Genomic DNA, 16,797 nt, shown 5'->3' with positions numbered 1-16,797 from the left:
CTTTTAAGCTATGTACATATTGTGTAAAATAGTAGTAAGAATGACAAAGGGGGGAAGCATCTACGCGTGCGTATGACAAATATGAAAGAAGTAAATTTCCCGAAACCATCTTATGAGGAATGGAAAGAAGCCTCGATAATAGCATTAAAAGGGAAGCCATTTGAGTCGCTTTTCACTAAAACTATTGAAGGTATTACAATTGAACCGCTTTATACCATGGAAGACTTATTGAATACATTAGATGGAAAATTAGATGCACAAGCTAACACAGTCCGAGAGATGAGGAGTGAAGGTGCTTTTGCGATTGCCCAATCCACCTACGCTGATTGTATTGATGAATACATCTCTGAATTAAAGAATTCTGTATTATTCGGTAATCAATATTTAATGATTGACCAAGTGAGCTTTGAGTGGAGTGAAGAGGCTCTGAAAAAACTCGCAGGATTGCTGAATGACCATCCATTTTTTATACGGACTGCAGATCCAGAAATCCTAAATGTTTTTAACTTTATAGAAAATAAAGAAGCCAAAGGTTTTGTATTATCTAATGAGCACTGTCAAATCAACGGTTTTCAGAATGTTCGAAAGGTAAGCGCTAACATAATTGATGCTCATTACAAAGGGGCAAACGCTGTACAAGAATTAGCCATAGCTCTTGCAATAGCGAGTGAACAAATGGAAAAAGAAACAGATTTTAATCAGCTTGAAAATCAATTTTTCGCTGCCTTTTCAATTGATACACAATTTTTTATGGAGATAGCAAAACTTCGAGCTTTTCGAATACTTTGGAAAGCATTCGCTAAAGCTTACGGTATTGAAAATCCAAAACCTGTAAAGATTTATGCAGAAACATCTCTTAGAAGATTCTCAAAATTAGATCCTTACGTAAACTTGCTACGGGCAGGGAATGAAGCATTTGCTGCAGCTATAGGCGGAGCTGATCTTTTAACAGTACACCCTCATAATATTATAACAAAGCCATCAAGCCAATCAGTTCGGATTGCACGAAATGTGGGCTTGGTAATACGCGAAGAATCGCATGTTACCAAGATAGAGGACCCTTCTGGTGGTGCTTATTATATCGAATCGTTAACGCACGATTTAGCTAAAGAAGCTTGGGGAAAGTTTGTTGAAATTGAAGCAATGGGCGGCTATACACAATATGTAGAAAGTGGCCGAATAGAAAAAGAGCTTGAAGAAACAATGACTAAACGTCTTCTTGAAGTGGAAACAAGGAAAACCATACTTGTTGGCACAAACGATTTTGCTGATGCTAATGAAGAGGCTTCAGTTGAAACATTTTACAAAGTCAAACGTCTTTCAGAACCATTCGAAGGTTTAAGACGAACAATGAAAGATGCAAAAGTCAAAGCAGCAATTTTGCCATTTGGCGATTTGAAAAAGATTAAGCCGCGTATAGATTTCGCTACAGGGGTCTTAGCTACTGCAGGTATGCTTTCTAACGTAATAGAGCCTACAACAGATATAGAAAAAGCTAAGGAGTGGTTAAAAAATAGCAAAGAGGATTATGTCATTTTCTGTGCAACAGATGAGGATACTCTGACTGCAATCCCTGTTTTGTTGGAAGAAAAACCAGCCTCTATTATATTGGATGTGGCGGGGAAATTCGATACCGATTGGCAAGCAAAAGGTTTAAACGGATATTTATACAAAGGCCAAAATATGATTCAAAAGTTGAATAATATTGCTGAAACATTGAAGGAGGTTCAACGATGAAACCTAATTTTTCAACTGTTCACATAGAAGAAGTTTTGCGTGATGAACTTCCATCAAAAAAACAATCTACATTTATGACTAATGAAAATATTGAAGTTAAAACCAGCTATTCGTTCAATGATATTAAAACCGCAGTTCATCTTCATGATGTAGCAGGAATCGCGCCTAATACAAGAGGACCTTATCCAACTATGTATATTGGCCGTCCATGGACGATTCGGCAATATGCTGGTTTTTCAACTGCAGAGGAATCGAATGCTTTCTATCGCCGAAACTTAGCAATGGGCCAAAAAGGCCTTTCCGTTGCATTTGACCTTGCAACACACCGAGGCTATGATTCTGACCACCCTCGTGTGACGGGGGATGTAGGTAAAGCAGGAGTTGCCATTGATTCTGTTGAAGATATGAAAATTCTATTTGATGGAATCCCGCTTGATCAGATGTCTGTCTCCATGACAATGAATGGTGCAGTGCTACCGGTGCTTGCTTTTTATATAGTAGCTGCTGAAGAACAAGGCATCACTCCAGATAAGCTTGCAGGCACAATCCAAAATGATATTTTAAAAGAGTATATGGTGCGTAATACATATATTTATCCGCCTGAAATGTCGATGAAAATCATCGCTGATATTTTTGAATATACTTCTAAATTCATGCCGAAATTCAATTCTATTTCTATTTCCGGCTATCATATTCAAGAAGCGGGAGCTACAAACGATATCGAGCTAGCTTATACTTTAGCGGATGGGCTAGAATATGTGCGTACAGGACTGAAGGCAGGCATCGACATTGATAATTTTGCACCTAGATTGTCTTTCTTCTGGGCGATTGGCATGAATTATTATATGGAAATAGCCAAAATGCGTGCAGCTCGTCGCATTTGGGCTCAAATGATGTCTTCATTCAACCCTAAAAATCCTAAGACCCTTGCTCTTCGCACACATTCACAAACATCTGGCTGGTCTTTAACAGAACAAGACCCGTTTAATAATGTGACACGGACTTTGATTGAAGCCAATGCAGCAACGATGGGGCATACACAGTCACTGCATACAAATGCTTTAGATGAAGCCATCGCACTTCCGACAGATTTTTCTGCTCGGATTGCAAGAAATACACAGCTTTTTCTGCAAAATGAAACACAAATGACCAAAACAATTGATCCGTGGGGCGGTTCTTATTATGTTGAGAAGTTGACTGACGAATTAACAAAGTCTGCATGGACGTTGATTGAGGAAATTGAAGAGCTAGGTGGTATGGCAAAAGCAATTGAAACCGGGCTACCTAAAATGAGAGTTGAGGAAGCATCCGCAAAGCGGCAAGCTAAAATTGATTCTAAAACAGAAACAATCATAGGCGTCAATAAATATCGTTTAGATAAAGAGGATCCTATAGAAATTTTAGATATCGATAATACGATGGTACGTCAATCGCAAATTGATCGAATTCAATTAATGAAAGAAAAACGAGATGAAAATAAAGTACGCTATGAATTAGATCGCTTAACTCATGCTGCAGAAACAGGGGAGGAAAACTTACTTACAGTAGCTGTAGATGCAGCAAGGGCAAGAGCCACGCTTGGGGAAATTTCGGATGCAATTGAGTCAGTTGCAGGACGACATAAAGCAGTCATCCGCTCTATTAGCGGTGTCTATGCTTCCAACTATTCTGATAAGGAAGCTATCGAAGAGATCAAACAAATGACTGAGGAATTCTTAGAAAATGAGGGAAGACGCCCAAGGATTTTAGTCGCTAAAATGGGCCAAGACGGCCATGATCGCGGAGCTAAAGTTGTTGCTACTGGGTATGCAGACTTTGGTTTTGATGTGGATATATCACCGTTATTTATGACGCCAGAAGAAACCGCACAAATGGCGGCAGAAAATGACGTTCATGTTGTTGGCGTTTCGTCTCTAGCAGCTGGTCATAAAACATTAGTGCCCGCTCTCATTAATGAATTGAAAAAACTAGGCAGAGAAGACATTATCGTGATTGTCGGTGGTGTTATACCTGCTCAAGATTACGAATTTTTATATCAGAGCGGTGCCCAAGCGATCTTTGGACCTGGTACAGTATTGCCTATTGCATCTCAAAAAATGATTGAACTTATCTATAAGAATTTAGGGTACGAGGAAGTAAATGACTGATAAAAAATCAGCATTATTTGTCCAGCCAGGGGTTCAATCGATACATGACGGGATGCAGGAAACCAAACGAAAGAAGTTTGTTAAAAAGACGAAAGTCAAACAGAATCTAGACGAACTAGCTGAAAATATAAGGGAAGGCTCGCGTCTGCATTTGGCAAAAGCCATTACCCTTCTTGAAAGTGCTCATCCAGAAGATCAATCGGATGCGCAGGACTTACTTAAAAAGATGCTTCCCTATACAGGTGCTTCCATTAGAATTGGTATAACTGGTGTTCCAGGAGCGGGGAAAAGCACCTTCATTGAAGCTTTCGGCAAAATGCTCTGTGAAAAAGGACATAGAGTTGCTGTACTCGCTATTGACCCAAGCTCCACAGTCAATGGAGGCAGCATTCTCGGAGATAAGACAAGGATGGAGCAGCTCTCACGTGAGCCCAATGCATTTATCCGTCCGTCTCCTTCAGCGGGGACTTTAGGCGGTGTGCATAAAAAAACAAGAGAAACCATGCTATTATGTGAAGCAGCAGGCTACGATATTGTACTAATCGAAACGATGGGAGTCGGCCAGAGCGAAACAATTGTAAGAGGTATGGTAGATTTCTTTTTACTTCTTGTCCTGACAGGAGCAGGAGATGAACTACAGGGAATGAAAAAAGGCATCATGGAATTAGCAGATACAATTATTGTGCATAAAGCTGATGGGAATAATCTTCGTCCAGCGCAAAGAACCATGTCAGAGTACAAACGAATACAGCATTTTTTACAGCCTGCCACACCTGGGTGGGATACAAGGACACACCTTGTATCCTCTCTTGAAAACAAAGGATTATCAAGAATACAAGAAACGATTGAAGAATTTCGGGAAACCTGTATGAAAACGGGTTTTTGGTCAAGCCGTCGTACCAAACAGACAACTGAATGGTTCCAGGCTATGATTCGAGATCGTTTGATCGACACTTTTTATGCAAATAATGATACAAAACAACGAGTTTCTCAATTTGAAAAACAAATATCTGAAGGACAGATAACTGTATCTCAGGCAGTTGATTTACTATTTTCTGACGAAAAGACTGAGTGAATTTAGCTCGGTTTTTTCGTGCTTCTCGTATGAAAAAAGCTGTTAACGCTTAATCGTAGTTCTCATTCTGTAAATTGAATATAACAATCCAATAAAATCTACATTAAAGTAGGAAACATCTAAAAGAGATATCTACTAAATAAAATATTTTAAATATTAAAAAAATAGTATTGACTGGGGGAAATAAAATATGTTCGCAGCGAAAACAGTAGTTATTACAGGAGCGGCAAAAGGAATAGGTCGATCTATCGCATTAATGTATGCAAGACAACATGCAAATTTAGTGTTGGCTGATATCAATCCTACAGGAGAAGAATTTGCTAAGGAATTGGGTAGCCGTGCCATATTTGTGCAAACGGATGTGCGAAAACTAGAGGATATTATCCATTTGATGAGCGAAACTGTAAACCATTGGGGTAAGATTGATGTTCTAGTCAATAACGCAGGAAAATTCGTGCCTGTATCACCATATGAATCTACTATTGATGAATGGGATGACATAATGAATACCAACCTGAGAAGTGTATTCTTATGTTCTAGAGAAGCAGCAAAATATATGCGAAAACAAGAAAATGGTGGATCCATCGTGTCGATTGCATCAACACGTGCTTTTATGTCTGAACCGAATACAGAAGCATATGCTGCTACAAAAGGAGGCATTGTGGCTTTGACGCATGCCTTAGCACGATCATTCGGCCCAGATGGAATTAAGGTCAACTGTATATCTCCAGGCTGGATTGAAACAGAGGATTATGAGGCACTAACCGAAAATGACCATGCAATGCATTTGAGCGGCAGGGTTGGTAAACCTGACGACATTGCCAATGCATGTATATTTCTTACTCATCCTAAAAACGATTTTATTACAGCTCAGAATGTTACCATAGATGGTGGGATGACGAAGAAAATGATGTACGAGGATTAATAAGTTGAAAGGGTAAATGAGAAAATAAGCTCAGTTACTCTTTTTTTCGACATATTTCGCACTACTTATTCATATACTTGCCCTAAAGCTCTATTGGGGGAGGGAAATATGTACAAAAAGTATATATTCTTCTTAATTATTCTATGTTTTAGTGCAATGCCGTTCACAAATATAGCTAGTGCTAATTTTGAAAATGATGGAGAAATAGATGGGAACCTAAGAAGCACCATAGTACAAGAGTTACCCGCTGCTGATGTCAGTATGGTCATTCGTAATTTAGAAGGGCAAATTATATTTAATTATAATGGGGATAGGTCACAAAAACCTGCTTCAAATTTGAAACTTTTCACAGCAGCAGCGGCTTTAAGTGAGCTAGGGGAAAATTATCGTTTCAAAACGAATGTCTTTATGGATGGAATAGTGAAAAAAGGTGTTTTGCAAGGCGATTTGTATCTTCAAGGAAAAGGTGATCCTACTCTTTCTATGAACGACTTGAAAGAACTGGCCGCATTTCTTCATAGTCAAGGATTAAAGAAAATTAATGGACGTATTGTAGCTGATGATTTCTATTTTGATCAAAAATTGCTTACTCCGCACATTGAAAAAGAAGACCAATCTTATTATTATGCTGCCCCTGTCACAGCATTAATGATTTCACCTAACAAAGATTACGATGCAGCCTCCGTCCTAATAGAGGCAAAGGGTAACAAAGAGGGGAAAAAGCCTACATTGCACATAGAACCTGCTAAAGGAGAACTACTTATTTGTAATGAGGCAAAAACAGTAGCATATGGACAGCCGAATACGCTCAAAATCGAAAGGGAATTTGGAACACGTAAAGTGTATATTACAGGTAATTTGCCAAGGGAACAGACAGTAAGAGAATGGATAGCTGTTCCACAGCCAACAAAACAGACAATGACATTATTTAAAGAGGCATTAAAAAGTCAGCAAGTAGACTATACAGATACCACATTTTACAGAGCCGTACCTCCGAAAAACGCACACCTTATTGCACAGAAGCAGTCGGTGCCTTTAAAAGATATAATGATTCCATATATGAAGTTGAGTAATAATAGTATCTCCAATGTTTTAGTAAAGACCCTCGGAAAAGAAGTGAAAAAACGTGGTAGTACTCCTGCTGGTCTGAAAACAATAAAGAAATATGCAGCATCCGCTCACATCCCTATAAAAAATGCTGTGTTGGACGATGGGTCGGGTTTATCGCAAGAAAATCGTTTGACGGCAGAGGATTTAACTGAATTATTATATAAGATTTATAAAGACGAAAAGTGGTTTAATACGTATTTTAATAGTTTGCCAATCGCGGGGAAGAATGATCGCCTAACAGGGGGATCCCTCCAAAATCGACTGACCTCTCCTCTGACAAATGGGCGTGTATTTGCCAAAACAGGTTCTATTGAAAGTGTAAATACTTTAAGTGGTTATTTCATTGGACAAAGTGGCAAAATGTATATCTTTAGCTTGCTTGTCGAAAATCAAGAAGATTCTGTAGAGGAAATTGATCATATTCTAACGGAAGCTGCGCGTGTTCTATAATCTGAAACGATCATTTTGAAAAGTGGACGAACACCTGTTATAGTAATAGTGATGTAAAAAAAGGAGCGAATACACATGAATATGGATTACGATTTATTTATGCAAGATATGCTGCGTCAAGCTCGCAGTGAATTGTCTGGAAACGGTTATGAAGAATTAAAAACAGCCGAACAAGTAGAGGATGCTTTCAACCGTCCTGGAACTACTTTTGTTATGGTCAATTCTGTTTGCGGCTGTGCAGGGGGTATTGCACGCCCAGCAGCAGTACACGCGATTAATTATGATAAACGTCCTGATCATCTAGTAACCGTATTTGCAGGCCAAGACCAAGAAGCTACTGCACAAGCACGTATGCACTTTGGTGACGACCATATCCCTTCATCTCCATCATTTGTGATGCTGAAAGATGGGCAGCCAGTGGCTGAAATTGGCCGTCATGAAATTGAAGGACATGATCCTATGTCTGTAATCACTTCGATCCAAGCGTATTTTGAAGAGTTTTGTGATGAAGTATAATTGAAATGTAATAAGAGCTTCCTCTTTTGGAAGCTTTTTTGTTTTGATAAACTAATAGGCGGTATGCTTCCTTCTCATTTAGATCTATCATTTCTTCAAGAAAGAATATATTAAAAGATGAATAATTTTTAGAAGCTCTCCATACTCTATGAATAACGGAAAATCGTAGAGGAGGGAAAGAATGATAGATATAAAAGAATATACAGATGATGTGGCTACTCTATTGATAAGGGATATACAGCAAGAGATTCACCGATTAACGGAAGAAGCAGTGAAATCTATTCAACAACAAAGAGTTCTATCTCAAAAAAGACGGTTATTAATTGAAAGCTTTGATAGCATCAGCAGCGCCATGACACAATTATTTATTAAAGAATTGGTAATGGGGATGGATCAAGAAATTGCCATATTAGACGAAAAGATTCATAAATGTGAAGCTCATAAAGAATACTATAACGACATCTTAGAAGTAGTAAGAATTTAACGGAGCCCTGTTATTTCAGTATAGAGGTAATAGTATAGTAAACTATGAGTGTAAAGAAGTGAATCTAAACTTATAAAGGGAGATTTCAGAATGAAAATCAATGACCAAGCAAGAGAAGAACTATTAACAGAAATCAGTGGCATATCTGATGAAAATTTAAATAAAAAACCTTCATCAGAAGAATGGTCTATTAAGGAAATTGTAGAGCATTTATACTTGTTGGAATCAAATATAGCGATGATGATTAAGCAAAATGCTGAAAAAGGGGAGAATGCTACGGTAAGTCATAAACCTATTGAAGCAACTGTTAATCGCGATGTTAAAGTCAACGCTCCTGCCACTGCATTACCATCTGATAAATTTGCTAACATAAATGAGCTGGAAGAGAAATTATCAACCTCACATCAGCAGTTAGAAGATGTAGAAAAAGCAGTAGACGTACAAATACTTAAACAAAAAGCATTTCCTCACCCTGCTTTTGGACTGATGAGTCTCGATCAATGGATTCCTTTTGTCGGCTACCATGAAAAAAGGCATATTCTACAAATACAAGAAGTTAAGCAAAAGCTAGGACTATAAAAAAAGAGCAGACTGCTATTTAAAGAGTCTGCTCTTTTATTATCGAATCATTGCTAAACCGAATGTTAGAATGGACATGACCATAATAAGAGCCATTAATATAACGACTACTTTTTGAATAGTTTTATTGCTCATTGTTCTCTCTCCTTTTTACCGCTATATAAATTCTTTAATCCATAACCTCAAGAGGACAAAGACAGAATACCCTCAACATACGGAAAACAGAACCTAAATTGAAGTTTCACTTGTTTCGCTGATCTCTTAAAAATATTTTACCAAATCTCATTCAATAAACAAGTATTAGTAGAGTTTTCTGAATAATTCAGCTACAATAGACTAGAATACAAAAGGGGTGTCAGCATTGAAAAACATAGATCATATAGGCATTGCCGTTAAAAATTTAGATGAACGTACTACATATTATACAAATGTATTAGGAATGAAATTATTAAATATTGAAGAAGTAGAGTCAGAGGGAGTGCGAGTTGCATTTATAGATGCAAACAATACGCATATAGAATTACTTGAGCCGCTTACAAATGAAAGCGCTATATATAAATATTTAGAAAAGAGAGGAGAAGGTATACATCATATCGCTCTTTTAGTAGAAAACATTGAGGATGAAATGGAAAGGATGCGAAAAGAAGGAGCAACCCTTTTATCAGAGAAGCCAAAGAACGGTGCGGGCGGGGCAAAGGTTGCTTTTATTCATCCTAAATCATCGAATGGCGTTCTTTATGAATTAGTCGAACGTAACGAAAAGGAGGAGAGTTAACACATGGATATGTATGACAAAATTAATGAATTATATGATAGAAAAAGAGAAATTGAGCTTGGGGGCGGCGAATCTCGCATTGATAAACAGCATGAAAAAGGTAAATTAACAGCACGTGAACGCATTGATTTGCTACTGGATGAAGGGACATTTGTAGAAATTAATCCCTTTGTTCATCACAGGACAGTTGATTTTGACATGGCAGAAAAAAAGGGACCAGGAGATGGCGTAGTAACAGGCTACGGCAAGGTTAACGGACGTCCGGTATATGTATTTTCTCAAGATTTCACCGTATTTGGCGGAGCGCTTGGCGAGATGCATGCGAAAAAGATTGCTAATGTAATGGATTTAGCTGCAAAAAATGGTGCTCCATTTATTGGTATCAATGATTCCGGGGGTGCCCGCATTCAAGAAGGTGTGTTATCGCTTGATGGCTATGGACATATCTTCTATCGGAACTCTATTTATTCAGGCGTCATCCCTCAAATTTCGGTTATTATGGGACCCTGTGCAGGGGGAGCGGTTTATTCACCTGCTATTACGGACTTTATATTTATGGTTGATAATACATCCCAAATGTTTATTACAGGACCGAAAGTTATTGAAACTGTGACAGGTGAAAAAATTACTTCAGAGGGACTCGGCGGTGCCAAAGTCCATAATACTATAAGTGGCAATGCTCATTTTCGAGCGTCTGAAGAACCGGATGCACTTGAACAGGTGAAACAGTTACTTAGTTATTTGCCGCAAAATAATAGAGAGAAAACGCCAACTCAACGACGTGAAGATTCTTCAAACGACGATAATTTCCGTTCAGAATTACTAGACATTGTACCAGTTGATCAAACAAAAGCTTATGACGTTAGGAAAGTTATTGAACAAGTGGTGGATGCAAATTCATTTATGGAAGTGCAGAAAGAATTTGCAAAAAATGTGGTTGTTGGATTTGGACGAATTGATGGTGAATCAGTGGGCCTTGTATGCAATCAGCCTAAAGTACTTGCTGGCGGGCTTGATATCGACTCATCCGATAAACTGGCACGTTTTGTTCGTACATGTGACTCTTTCAATATTCCGATCATTACATTTGAAGATGTATCAGGCTTTTTCCCTGGAGTTAAACAAGAGCATGGCGGCATCATTCGTCATGGCGCAAAAATTCTCTTTGCCTATTCAGAAGCGACGGTACCTAAAATAACTGTCATTCTAAGAAAAGCTTATGGTGGTGCTTATGTTGCACTGAATTCTAAATCTATTGGAGCGGATATGGTATATGCATGGCCAAATGCTGAAATTGCAGTAATGGGAGCGTCTGGAGCAGCTAATATTATCCATGCCTCTGAAATTGCAGGCGCAAGTGACCCAGAAGCGATGCGTACGAAAAAAATAGATGAATATAAAGAAAAGTTTGCCAATCCATATGTGGCGGCATCACACGGATTAGTAGATGATGTAATTGATCCGCGAGAAACACGTATAAAGCTTATGCAGTCACTTGAAATGCTTCGCTCCAAGCAAGAAACACGGCCATATAAAAAGCATGGCAATATTCCTCTATAACAAGTAAACTAAATGTTAATGTTGCCTGCTGAGGCAACTACATAGGTGTTTGGACTGAATTATGATAAACTATTTATTGAAACTTTACACAGTGGGACTATTACTTTTCCACTGTGCTTAAAGCATACCCATCCTAACAGTTAAGGCAGTTATTTTTCATTAGGAATTTTGACTTCGCAGTAAGTTAAGGGTTTAAAGTACCATTTTTATTACATAAATAAAGGAGTCTTGCAACATGCCAAGCCGTATTGTAGAAGAATTTATGGAATTAGTTCAAATCGATTCCGAAACATATCATGAGGAAAAAATCTCGCCTGTATTGATTAGTAAATTAGAAGCATTAGGTTTTGATGTTTTTGAAGATGATTCAGCGAGCCGCAACGGTCATGCATCAGGAAACTTAATTGCAACATTAAAAGGCTCATTAACAGATGTTCAGCCGATTTACTTCACATGCCATATGGATACTGTTGTGCCTGGTGTAGGTATTAAACCAGTAATTAAAGAAGATGGATATATTTATTCAGATGGTACAACTATTCTTGGAGCAGATGATAAAGCAGGAATTGCTGGACTGCTTGAATTAGCTAAACGCTTAAAAGAAGAAAATATTGAGCATGGCGACATCGAATTCATCATTACAGCTGGTGAAGAATCAGGTCTTGAAGGAGCAAAAGAATTAGACCCTAACAAAATCACTGCTAAATATGGTTTTGCAGTAGATTCTGACGGTAAGGTAGGGGGCATTGTTACAGCAGCTCCATTCCAAACAAAAATCTTTGCTACATTAAAAGGAAAAACAGCGCACGCTGGTGTAGAACCTGAAAAAGGTGTATCTGCTATAACTATAGCTGCAAAAGCAATTGCCAAAATGAAGTTGGGCCGAATCGATTCTGAAACAACTGCAAATATCGGTCGTTTTGAAGGCGGTAAAGCTACAAATATTGTCTGTGATGAAGCATCTGTATTAGCAGAGTGTCGTTCACTTGTAGAAGAAAAGTTAATTCAACAAGAAAATCATATGAAGGAAGCATTTGAAACAGCTGCAAAAGAATTGGGCGGCGAAGCAGAAGTAGAAGTTGCACGTATGTATCCTGGCTTCAAATTTGGTCCGGATGATTTAGTTGTACAAATTGCACAAGAAGCTGCAAGCAATATTGGACGTGAACCAAAATTAATGCAATCAGGTGGCGGCAGCGACGCCAATGTAATCGCAGGCTTTGGCATACCAACAGTTAACTTGGCATTGGGCTATGAAAATATTCACACAACATCTGAAAGAATGCCTATTGAAGAGCTAGAAAAATTGGCTGAGCTTCTTGTAGAAATCGTAAAATGTTCTGCTAAAGTGAAATAGAGGGAAAGCAAATATGAAAGTTATCGTTTTTTCATGTGGTAAAGAAGAATATGCAGTGCCGGTTGAACGTGTGGACGCAATAGAAAAGGCGGAACATATTACGCCTATTCCGCATCTTCCTGAATATTTAGTTGGTTTTTCAAAGATTAGAGGCGAGTTGCGTCCCATTTTAGATTGTGAGCGCATTTTATATCAGAGAAATGCCGATTTATCGACTGCAAAAGTGATAGTCATTCAATCAGACGAATTAATATTTGGTTTAATGGTGGCGGATGCTAAAGAAATTCTAGACATTGAAGAATCTGCTCTGAAACAAGTTGGACTTGTTAATTATGCCAAAACTCAATTCTTTGAGGCAGTAGCAAACCTAGATGATCGATTGATTACATTGATTTCGCCAGATGTGCTAGTTGATACATTGGAAGGAATTAAAGATATTAAAGCTTACTTGCAACACCTTAAAGAAGAAGAAGTACAAATATAAAAACCATTATTATTTGAGCCATAAGCTTCCATTGCTTATGGCTCTTTTTGTTTTTTAGTTCATACAACCAATAGCGATGATATGAGCCAATCTGCTTCCTCTTTTAGCAAACAAGAGTAAAGCGTATAAATCTAATTATATTGCTAAAAATAGGCGTGATAAGAAAGGCAGGGATTCTGATGGAAATTCCTTCACGTATTGGGTCGCAAAGCGATGATAAAAAGGAAAAGAAGCTCTCCTGGTGGCAGCTATCACTTGTTGGAGTAGGAAGTATAATTGGGACTGGTTATTTTCTAGGGTCAGGAATAGGTATAACAAAAACAGGGCCGTCTATTATGATTGCATTCATTTTAGCAGGCTTAGGTACTTATATTGTAATGGATGCTCTCGGTAAAATGTCTGCGCATAATCCACAAAAAGGTTCATTTCGCTCGTATGCAAAGATAGCTTACGGCAATTGGGCAGGATTTAGTAGCGGATGGGTTTATTGGTTTTCAGAAATTCTTATTACCGGTAGTCAATTGACTGCCCTGTCATTACTTACTCGTTTTTGGTTTCCTTCTGTTCCTTTATGGATTTTTGCATCAATTTATGCAATTCTCGGTGTGCTAGTCGTAGTGATTGGTACGAAAGGATTTGAAAAAATTGAAAATATATTTGCTGTCATTAAGGTAGCTGCGATTTTCATGTTTATTATTTTGGCCATCGCAGTTATATTCGGCTTATTTGGCGGCAGCAAAAATGATTTTAGCATGCCGAGTAATTTAAAAGAATTTTCTCCTTATGGTCTTATGGGTCTATGGGGTGCACTTATATTCGGCTTTTATGCATTTGGCGGTATTGAAATCATGGGTATCCTCTCCACCAGGCTAAAAAATAAAGAAGATGTTAAGAAATCAGGCAACGTGATGTTAGCTATACTCACAACCATTTATCTAATATCCATTTTCCTCGCATCCTCGTTAGCGGCCTTGGAAAAATTCAATGCAAAAGAAAGCCCATTTGCTATCGCACTGGATCCATACCAGCTATCGTTTTTCCCACATGTTTTTAACGGAGCTATTATTATCGCCGGTTTTTCGACAATGGCAGCATCATTATTTGCAGTAACAAGCATGTTAGTAACGATGTCTGAAGACTCAGATGCGCCAAAAATCTTTTCTAAACAAGGAAAACTGAAAGTGCCCCCATTTGCTCTTGGATTGACGATTTGTGGATTGATAGCTTCTATTATATTTTCAAGGATTATGCCAGACCGTGTATATGAATACATCACTACTGCCGCCGGTCTTATGCTTTTATACAATTGGCTTTTTATTTTAATTTCTTTGCCAAAGATCGTGAAGGCAACCAGTTTTGATCATATCAAACGCTTTGTTGGCATGGCGTTAATTCTTGTAGCAATAAGCGGGACACTGCTTCATAAGTCAACAAGAATGGGTTTTTATATGAGTTTATTATTTGTAGCCTTTGTTGCAATTGTGCTGATTATTCGCCATTTCACTCAGAAAAAAGGTACTAAAAAGAAAGTAAATAGTTATCCAAAAGGCATTTAGAAGAACATTAGTTTTATGGCTTGAATGCCAAAATAAAGACCGAATCCAATTAAAGATAATCCGGAAATGAAAGAAATGGCCACTAACAGCTTTCCAGCAACAAATTTTTTAAAGCTACTAGCAGTCAAAGCCATTGTCACATCCCACAGCAATAATCCTAAAAAGATAGCGAAACTATAGAGGGCAATGTGCATATTATCATTTTCGGAAATGGTCTTTGCTAATATCGAACCATAAATACCTAACCAAAATAGGATTGTTAGTGGATTTGAGATGGACATAAAAAACCCAGAGAAGAAAGATTTTGACAATGAAGCGTTATTTTTTTTTGGTGTAACTTGTACATTACCAGCACTAACCATACTCTCAATGCCTGTATAAATAAGCACAAAACATCCAAAAGACCATAATAGAGTTTGCATAAAAGGCGTATCAAGAAACTGTACAACCCCTAAATAGACGACAAGCATATAAATCCCGTCAGCAAGAATGGCACCTAAACCAACGAACCATGAATGCAAGAAACCGAATTTCAACGCTTTGTCCAATTGTGCCGCATTTACAGGACCAATTGGTGCAGCTAAGGATAAACCTAGAAAAATATAGCTAAAAAAAATCCCCATTAAGTATCTCCTTCAAGAAAAGTGTTTAGTACATGCTATTCAAAAGCTGTCCATTCTACAACTATTATTTAGAGGAATCTATGATGAAATTAATTAAAGGGAGTTGAAAATAGAATGCCACTATATGTTTATCAAACGTTTGAAATGAAACAAGAAAAATTCAAGGAAGCTGTTGAGAACTTACAGGAATTAAAAAAATACCGCAATGAAAATTATCATCACACTGTCGATATTCTACTGCCGATTGTTGGAGAAGATTACACGTATGCACTTTTAGCAACATATGATGGCTTGGCTGAAATGGAACTACAAAATAAAAAAATGTACGATGATGACAAATATTTAGAATTGGTTGGTTCATTTTTCTTGGAGAATGTTGTTCAGGGCAGTATGAAGACAATGGTTTACCGCTCAATGAACGATAACAAAGAGCAGCAAGGGAAAAAGGAAGAATAAATTTAATGTCCAAGGACGCAGTGGGAGCAATGATTCTTTTCTGAAAGAAAGGGTAATAGATCACAAACAGAATTAGAAAGGAGATTAAGTATGGAACAAGAGATGAAGTATGGCAATGATTATAAATTCATCCCTGCTACTTCCGTTGCAAGTGGAAAAGGGGTCGAGGTGCTCCCTGATCTTTATATGTATACAACACAGATTGCAAATATTTGCTTAGTCGGCGAGCCGAATTGCAATGAGTTTGTACTAGTAGATGCAGGGGTTCCAAAGCAAGCTGACAAGATTATAGCAGAGGTAGAGGAACGTTTTGGCAAAGAGAATAAACCAAAGGCGATTATTCTTACGCATGGCCATTTCGATCATGTCGGATCTATTATTGAACTGATCGAAAAGTGGGAAGTCCCTGTATATGCACACGAATTGGAGATGCCTTACCTAACAGGAGCAATGAATTATCCCCATCCCGATGCTAGTTCAGATCCTGGGTTAGTTGCAAAAATGTCGCCTATGTTTCCGAACGATGCGATTAACTTAGGCAATCATGTGCAAGCATTGCCAACAGATGGGAGTGTGCCTTTCTTACCCGAGTTTCGCTGGATTCATACACCAGGCCATACGCGAGGTCATGTCTCATTCTTCAGAGATAAAGACCGTGCCTTAATCGCAGGGGATGCGTTTATAACAGTTAAGCAAGAATCTCTGACAAGTGTGATTTCGCAAAAAGAGGAAATTAGCGGGCCACCAAAATATCTGACGCAAGACTTTGCTGAAGCATTAAAGTCGATAAAAAAGTTAATACAATTAAAGCCTGAAGTGGCAATCACAGGACACGGCGTAGCAATGTCAGGTCAAGAATTAAGAGATGGTCTGGATCACCTTGTCCATCATTACGCTGAATATGCAAAGCCTAATCAATAAATCATCAGCAAGCGGAAATCTCGCTTGCTTTTTTATCGAAAA

At 38.1% G+C, this 16,797-nt stretch carries 17 protein-coding genes; 15 read left to right on the top strand and 2 right to left on the bottom strand.

The genetic code is table 11. The annotated features are described in order from the left end of the window. Positions 1-72: 72 nt before the first annotated feature. The 8 genes from RST01_RS01665 to RST01_RS01630 all read left to right on the top strand — a co-directional run bounded on the left by RST01_RS01665 (position 73) and on the right by RST01_RS01630 (position 9,023). On the top strand, positions 73-1,737 hold the full coding sequence (locus RST01_RS01665) for a methylmalonyl-CoA mutase family protein (RefSeq protein WP_147195064.1): 1,665 nt from the start codon (positions 73-75) through the stop codon (positions 1,735-1,737). After that, positions 1,734-3,884 (top strand): methylmalonyl-CoA mutase, encoded by a 2,151-nt coding sequence (scpA, locus tag RST01_RS01660; RefSeq protein ID WP_147193598.1) that lies wholly within the window; start codon positions 1,734-1,736, stop codon positions 3,882-3,884. Before RST01_RS01665 ends, scpA begins: the two co-directional genes overlap by 4 nt. Next, positions 3,877-4,959: a methylmalonyl Co-A mutase-associated GTPase MeaB gene (meaB, locus tag RST01_RS01655; RefSeq protein WP_147193597.1), complete on the top strand. Its 1,083-nt coding sequence runs from the start codon at positions 3,877-3,879 to the stop codon at positions 4,957-4,959. The genes scpA and meaB overlap by 8 nt, the downstream gene beginning before the upstream one ends. 190 nt (positions 4,960-5,149) lie before the next feature. After that, positions 5,150-5,884, top strand: a complete 735-nt coding sequence (locus tag RST01_RS01650) for an SDR family NAD(P)-dependent oxidoreductase (RefSeq protein WP_147193596.1) — start codon at positions 5,150-5,152, stop codon at positions 5,882-5,884. 108 nt (positions 5,885-5,992) lie between these two features. Beyond that, the gene (dacB, locus tag RST01_RS01645; protein ID WP_147193595.1) at positions 5,993-7,444 is read left to right on the top strand and encodes a D-alanyl-D-alanine carboxypeptidase/D-alanyl-D-alanine endopeptidase; all 1,452 of its coding nucleotides are present in this window, start codon (positions 5,993-5,995) and stop codon (positions 7,442-7,444) included. A 75-nt stretch (positions 7,445-7,519) separates the two neighbouring features. Beyond that, positions 7,520-7,960 carry a BrxA/BrxB family bacilliredoxin gene (locus RST01_RS01640; RefSeq protein ID WP_147193594.1) on the top strand — a complete coding sequence of 147 codons (441 nt, stop codon included), beginning with the start codon at positions 7,520-7,522 and terminating at the stop codon, positions 7,958-7,960. A 181-nt stretch (positions 7,961-8,141) separates the two neighbouring features. After that, complete coding sequence (locus tag RST01_RS01635) at positions 8,142-8,444, top strand: hypothetical protein (protein ID WP_147193593.1); 303 nt, start codon at positions 8,142-8,144, stop codon at positions 8,442-8,444. A gap of 90 nt (positions 8,445-8,534) precedes the next feature. Beyond that, positions 8,535-9,023 (top strand): DinB family protein, encoded by a 489-nt coding sequence (locus RST01_RS01630; RefSeq protein WP_147193592.1) that lies wholly within the window; start codon positions 8,535-8,537, stop codon positions 9,021-9,023. Between the two features lie 39 nt (positions 9,024-9,062). Here RST01_RS01630 and prli42 read toward each other — a convergent pair whose 3' ends face one another. Next, the gene (gene prli42, locus RST01_RS15910) at positions 9,063-9,158 is read right to left on the bottom strand and encodes a stressosome-associated protein Prli42 (RefSeq protein ID WP_150284233.1); all 96 of its coding nucleotides are present in this window, start codon (positions 9,156-9,158) and stop codon (positions 9,063-9,065) included. Between the two features lie 226 nt (positions 9,159-9,384). Between prli42 and mce the strand changes: the two genes are divergently transcribed. The 5 genes from mce to RST01_RS01605 all read left to right on the top strand — a co-directional run bounded on the left by mce (position 9,385) and on the right by RST01_RS01605 (position 14,755). Next, on the top strand, positions 9,385-9,798 hold the full coding sequence (gene mce, locus RST01_RS01625) for a methylmalonyl-CoA epimerase (protein WP_147193591.1): 414 nt from the start codon (positions 9,385-9,387) through the stop codon (positions 9,796-9,798). A 3-nt stretch (positions 9,799-9,801) separates the two neighbouring features. Next, on the top strand, positions 9,802-11,358 hold the full coding sequence (locus RST01_RS01620; protein ID WP_147193590.1) for an acyl-CoA carboxylase subunit beta: 1,557 nt from the start codon (positions 9,802-9,804) through the stop codon (positions 11,356-11,358). A gap of 235 nt (positions 11,359-11,593) precedes the next feature. Continuing rightward, the gene (locus RST01_RS01615) at positions 11,594-12,715 is read left to right on the top strand and encodes a M20/M25/M40 family metallo-hydrolase (protein WP_066786748.1); all 1,122 of its coding nucleotides are present in this window, start codon (positions 11,594-11,596) and stop codon (positions 12,713-12,715) included. A 13-nt stretch (positions 12,716-12,728) separates the two neighbouring features. Next, positions 12,729-13,199: a chemotaxis protein CheW gene (locus RST01_RS01610; protein WP_147193589.1), complete on the top strand. Its 471-nt coding sequence runs from the start codon at positions 12,729-12,731 to the stop codon at positions 13,197-13,199. 179 nt (positions 13,200-13,378) lie between these two features. Beyond that, positions 13,379-14,755 (top strand): amino acid permease, encoded by a 1,377-nt coding sequence (locus RST01_RS01605; protein WP_184117495.1) that lies wholly within the window; start codon positions 13,379-13,381, stop codon positions 14,753-14,755. Here RST01_RS01605 and RST01_RS01600 read toward each other — a convergent pair. Beyond that, complete coding sequence (locus tag RST01_RS01600) at positions 14,752-15,378, bottom strand: LysE family transporter (protein ID WP_147193588.1); 627 nt, start codon at positions 15,376-15,378, stop codon at positions 14,752-14,754. The genes RST01_RS01605 and RST01_RS01600 overlap by 4 nt on opposite strands. 114 nt (positions 15,379-15,492) lie before the next feature. On the opposite strand from RST01_RS01600, the gene RST01_RS01595 reads away from it, so the two are divergent. Further along, positions 15,493-15,834: a hypothetical protein gene (locus tag RST01_RS01595; protein WP_147193587.1), complete on the top strand. Its 342-nt coding sequence runs from the start codon at positions 15,493-15,495 to the stop codon at positions 15,832-15,834. A gap of 90 nt (positions 15,835-15,924) precedes the next feature. After that, positions 15,925-16,755 carry an MBL fold metallo-hydrolase gene (locus tag RST01_RS01590; RefSeq protein WP_147193586.1) on the top strand — a complete coding sequence of 277 codons (831 nt, stop codon included), beginning with the start codon at positions 15,925-15,927 and terminating at the stop codon, positions 16,753-16,755. The last annotated feature ends 42 nt before the right edge of the window (positions 16,756-16,797 follow it).

The sequence above is a fragment of the Rummeliibacillus stabekisii genome (assembly GCF_007988965.1).
Lineage (GTDB): Bacteria > Bacillota > Bacilli > Bacillales_A > Planococcaceae > Rummeliibacillus > Rummeliibacillus stabekisii.
Note: the sequence above shows the minus strand (reverse complement) of the source record. Positions and strands in the feature narration are given on the sequence as shown.

Coding starts and splice junctions, on each gene's coding strand:
- RST01_RS01665 (WP_147195064.1), top strand. CDS start 73: ATGACAAATATGAAAGAAGTAAATTTCCCGAAACCATCTTATGAGGAA.
- scpA (WP_147193598.1), top strand. CDS start 1,734: ATGAAACCTAATTTTTCAACTGTTCACATAGAAGAAGTTTTGCGTGAT.
- meaB (WP_147193597.1), top strand. CDS start 3,877: ATGACTGATAAAAAATCAGCATTATTTGTCCAGCCAGGGGTTCAATCG.
- RST01_RS01650 (WP_147193596.1), top strand. CDS start 5,150: ATGTTCGCAGCGAAAACAGTAGTTATTACAGGAGCGGCAAAAGGAATA.
- dacB (WP_147193595.1), top strand. CDS start 5,993: ATGTACAAAAAGTATATATTCTTCTTAATTATTCTATGTTTTAGTGCA.
- RST01_RS01640 (WP_147193594.1), top strand. CDS start 7,520: ATGAATATGGATTACGATTTATTTATGCAAGATATGCTGCGTCAAGCT.
- RST01_RS01635 (WP_147193593.1), top strand. CDS start 8,142: ATGATAGATATAAAAGAATATACAGATGATGTGGCTACTCTATTGATA.
- RST01_RS01630 (WP_147193592.1), top strand. CDS start 8,535: ATGAAAATCAATGACCAAGCAAGAGAAGAACTATTAACAGAAATCAGT.
- prli42 (WP_150284233.1), bottom strand. CDS start 9,158: ATGAGCAATAAAACTATTCAAAAAGTAGTCGTTATATTAATGGCTCTT.
- RST01_RS01620 (WP_147193590.1), top strand. CDS start 9,802: ATGGATATGTATGACAAAATTAATGAATTATATGATAGAAAAAGAGAA.
- RST01_RS01615 (WP_066786748.1), top strand. CDS start 11,594: ATGCCAAGCCGTATTGTAGAAGAATTTATGGAATTAGTTCAAATCGAT.
- RST01_RS01610 (WP_147193589.1), top strand. CDS start 12,729: ATGAAAGTTATCGTTTTTTCATGTGGTAAAGAAGAATATGCAGTGCCG.
- RST01_RS01605 (WP_184117495.1), top strand. CDS start 13,379: ATGGAAATTCCTTCACGTATTGGGTCGCAAAGCGATGATAAAAAGGAA.
- RST01_RS01600 (WP_147193588.1), bottom strand. CDS start 15,378: ATGGGGATTTTTTTTAGCTATATTTTTCTAGGTTTATCCTTAGCTGCA.
- RST01_RS01595 (WP_147193587.1), top strand. CDS start 15,493: ATGCCACTATATGTTTATCAAACGTTTGAAATGAAACAAGAAAAATTC.
- RST01_RS01590 (WP_147193586.1), top strand. CDS start 15,925: ATGGAACAAGAGATGAAGTATGGCAATGATTATAAATTCATCCCTGCT.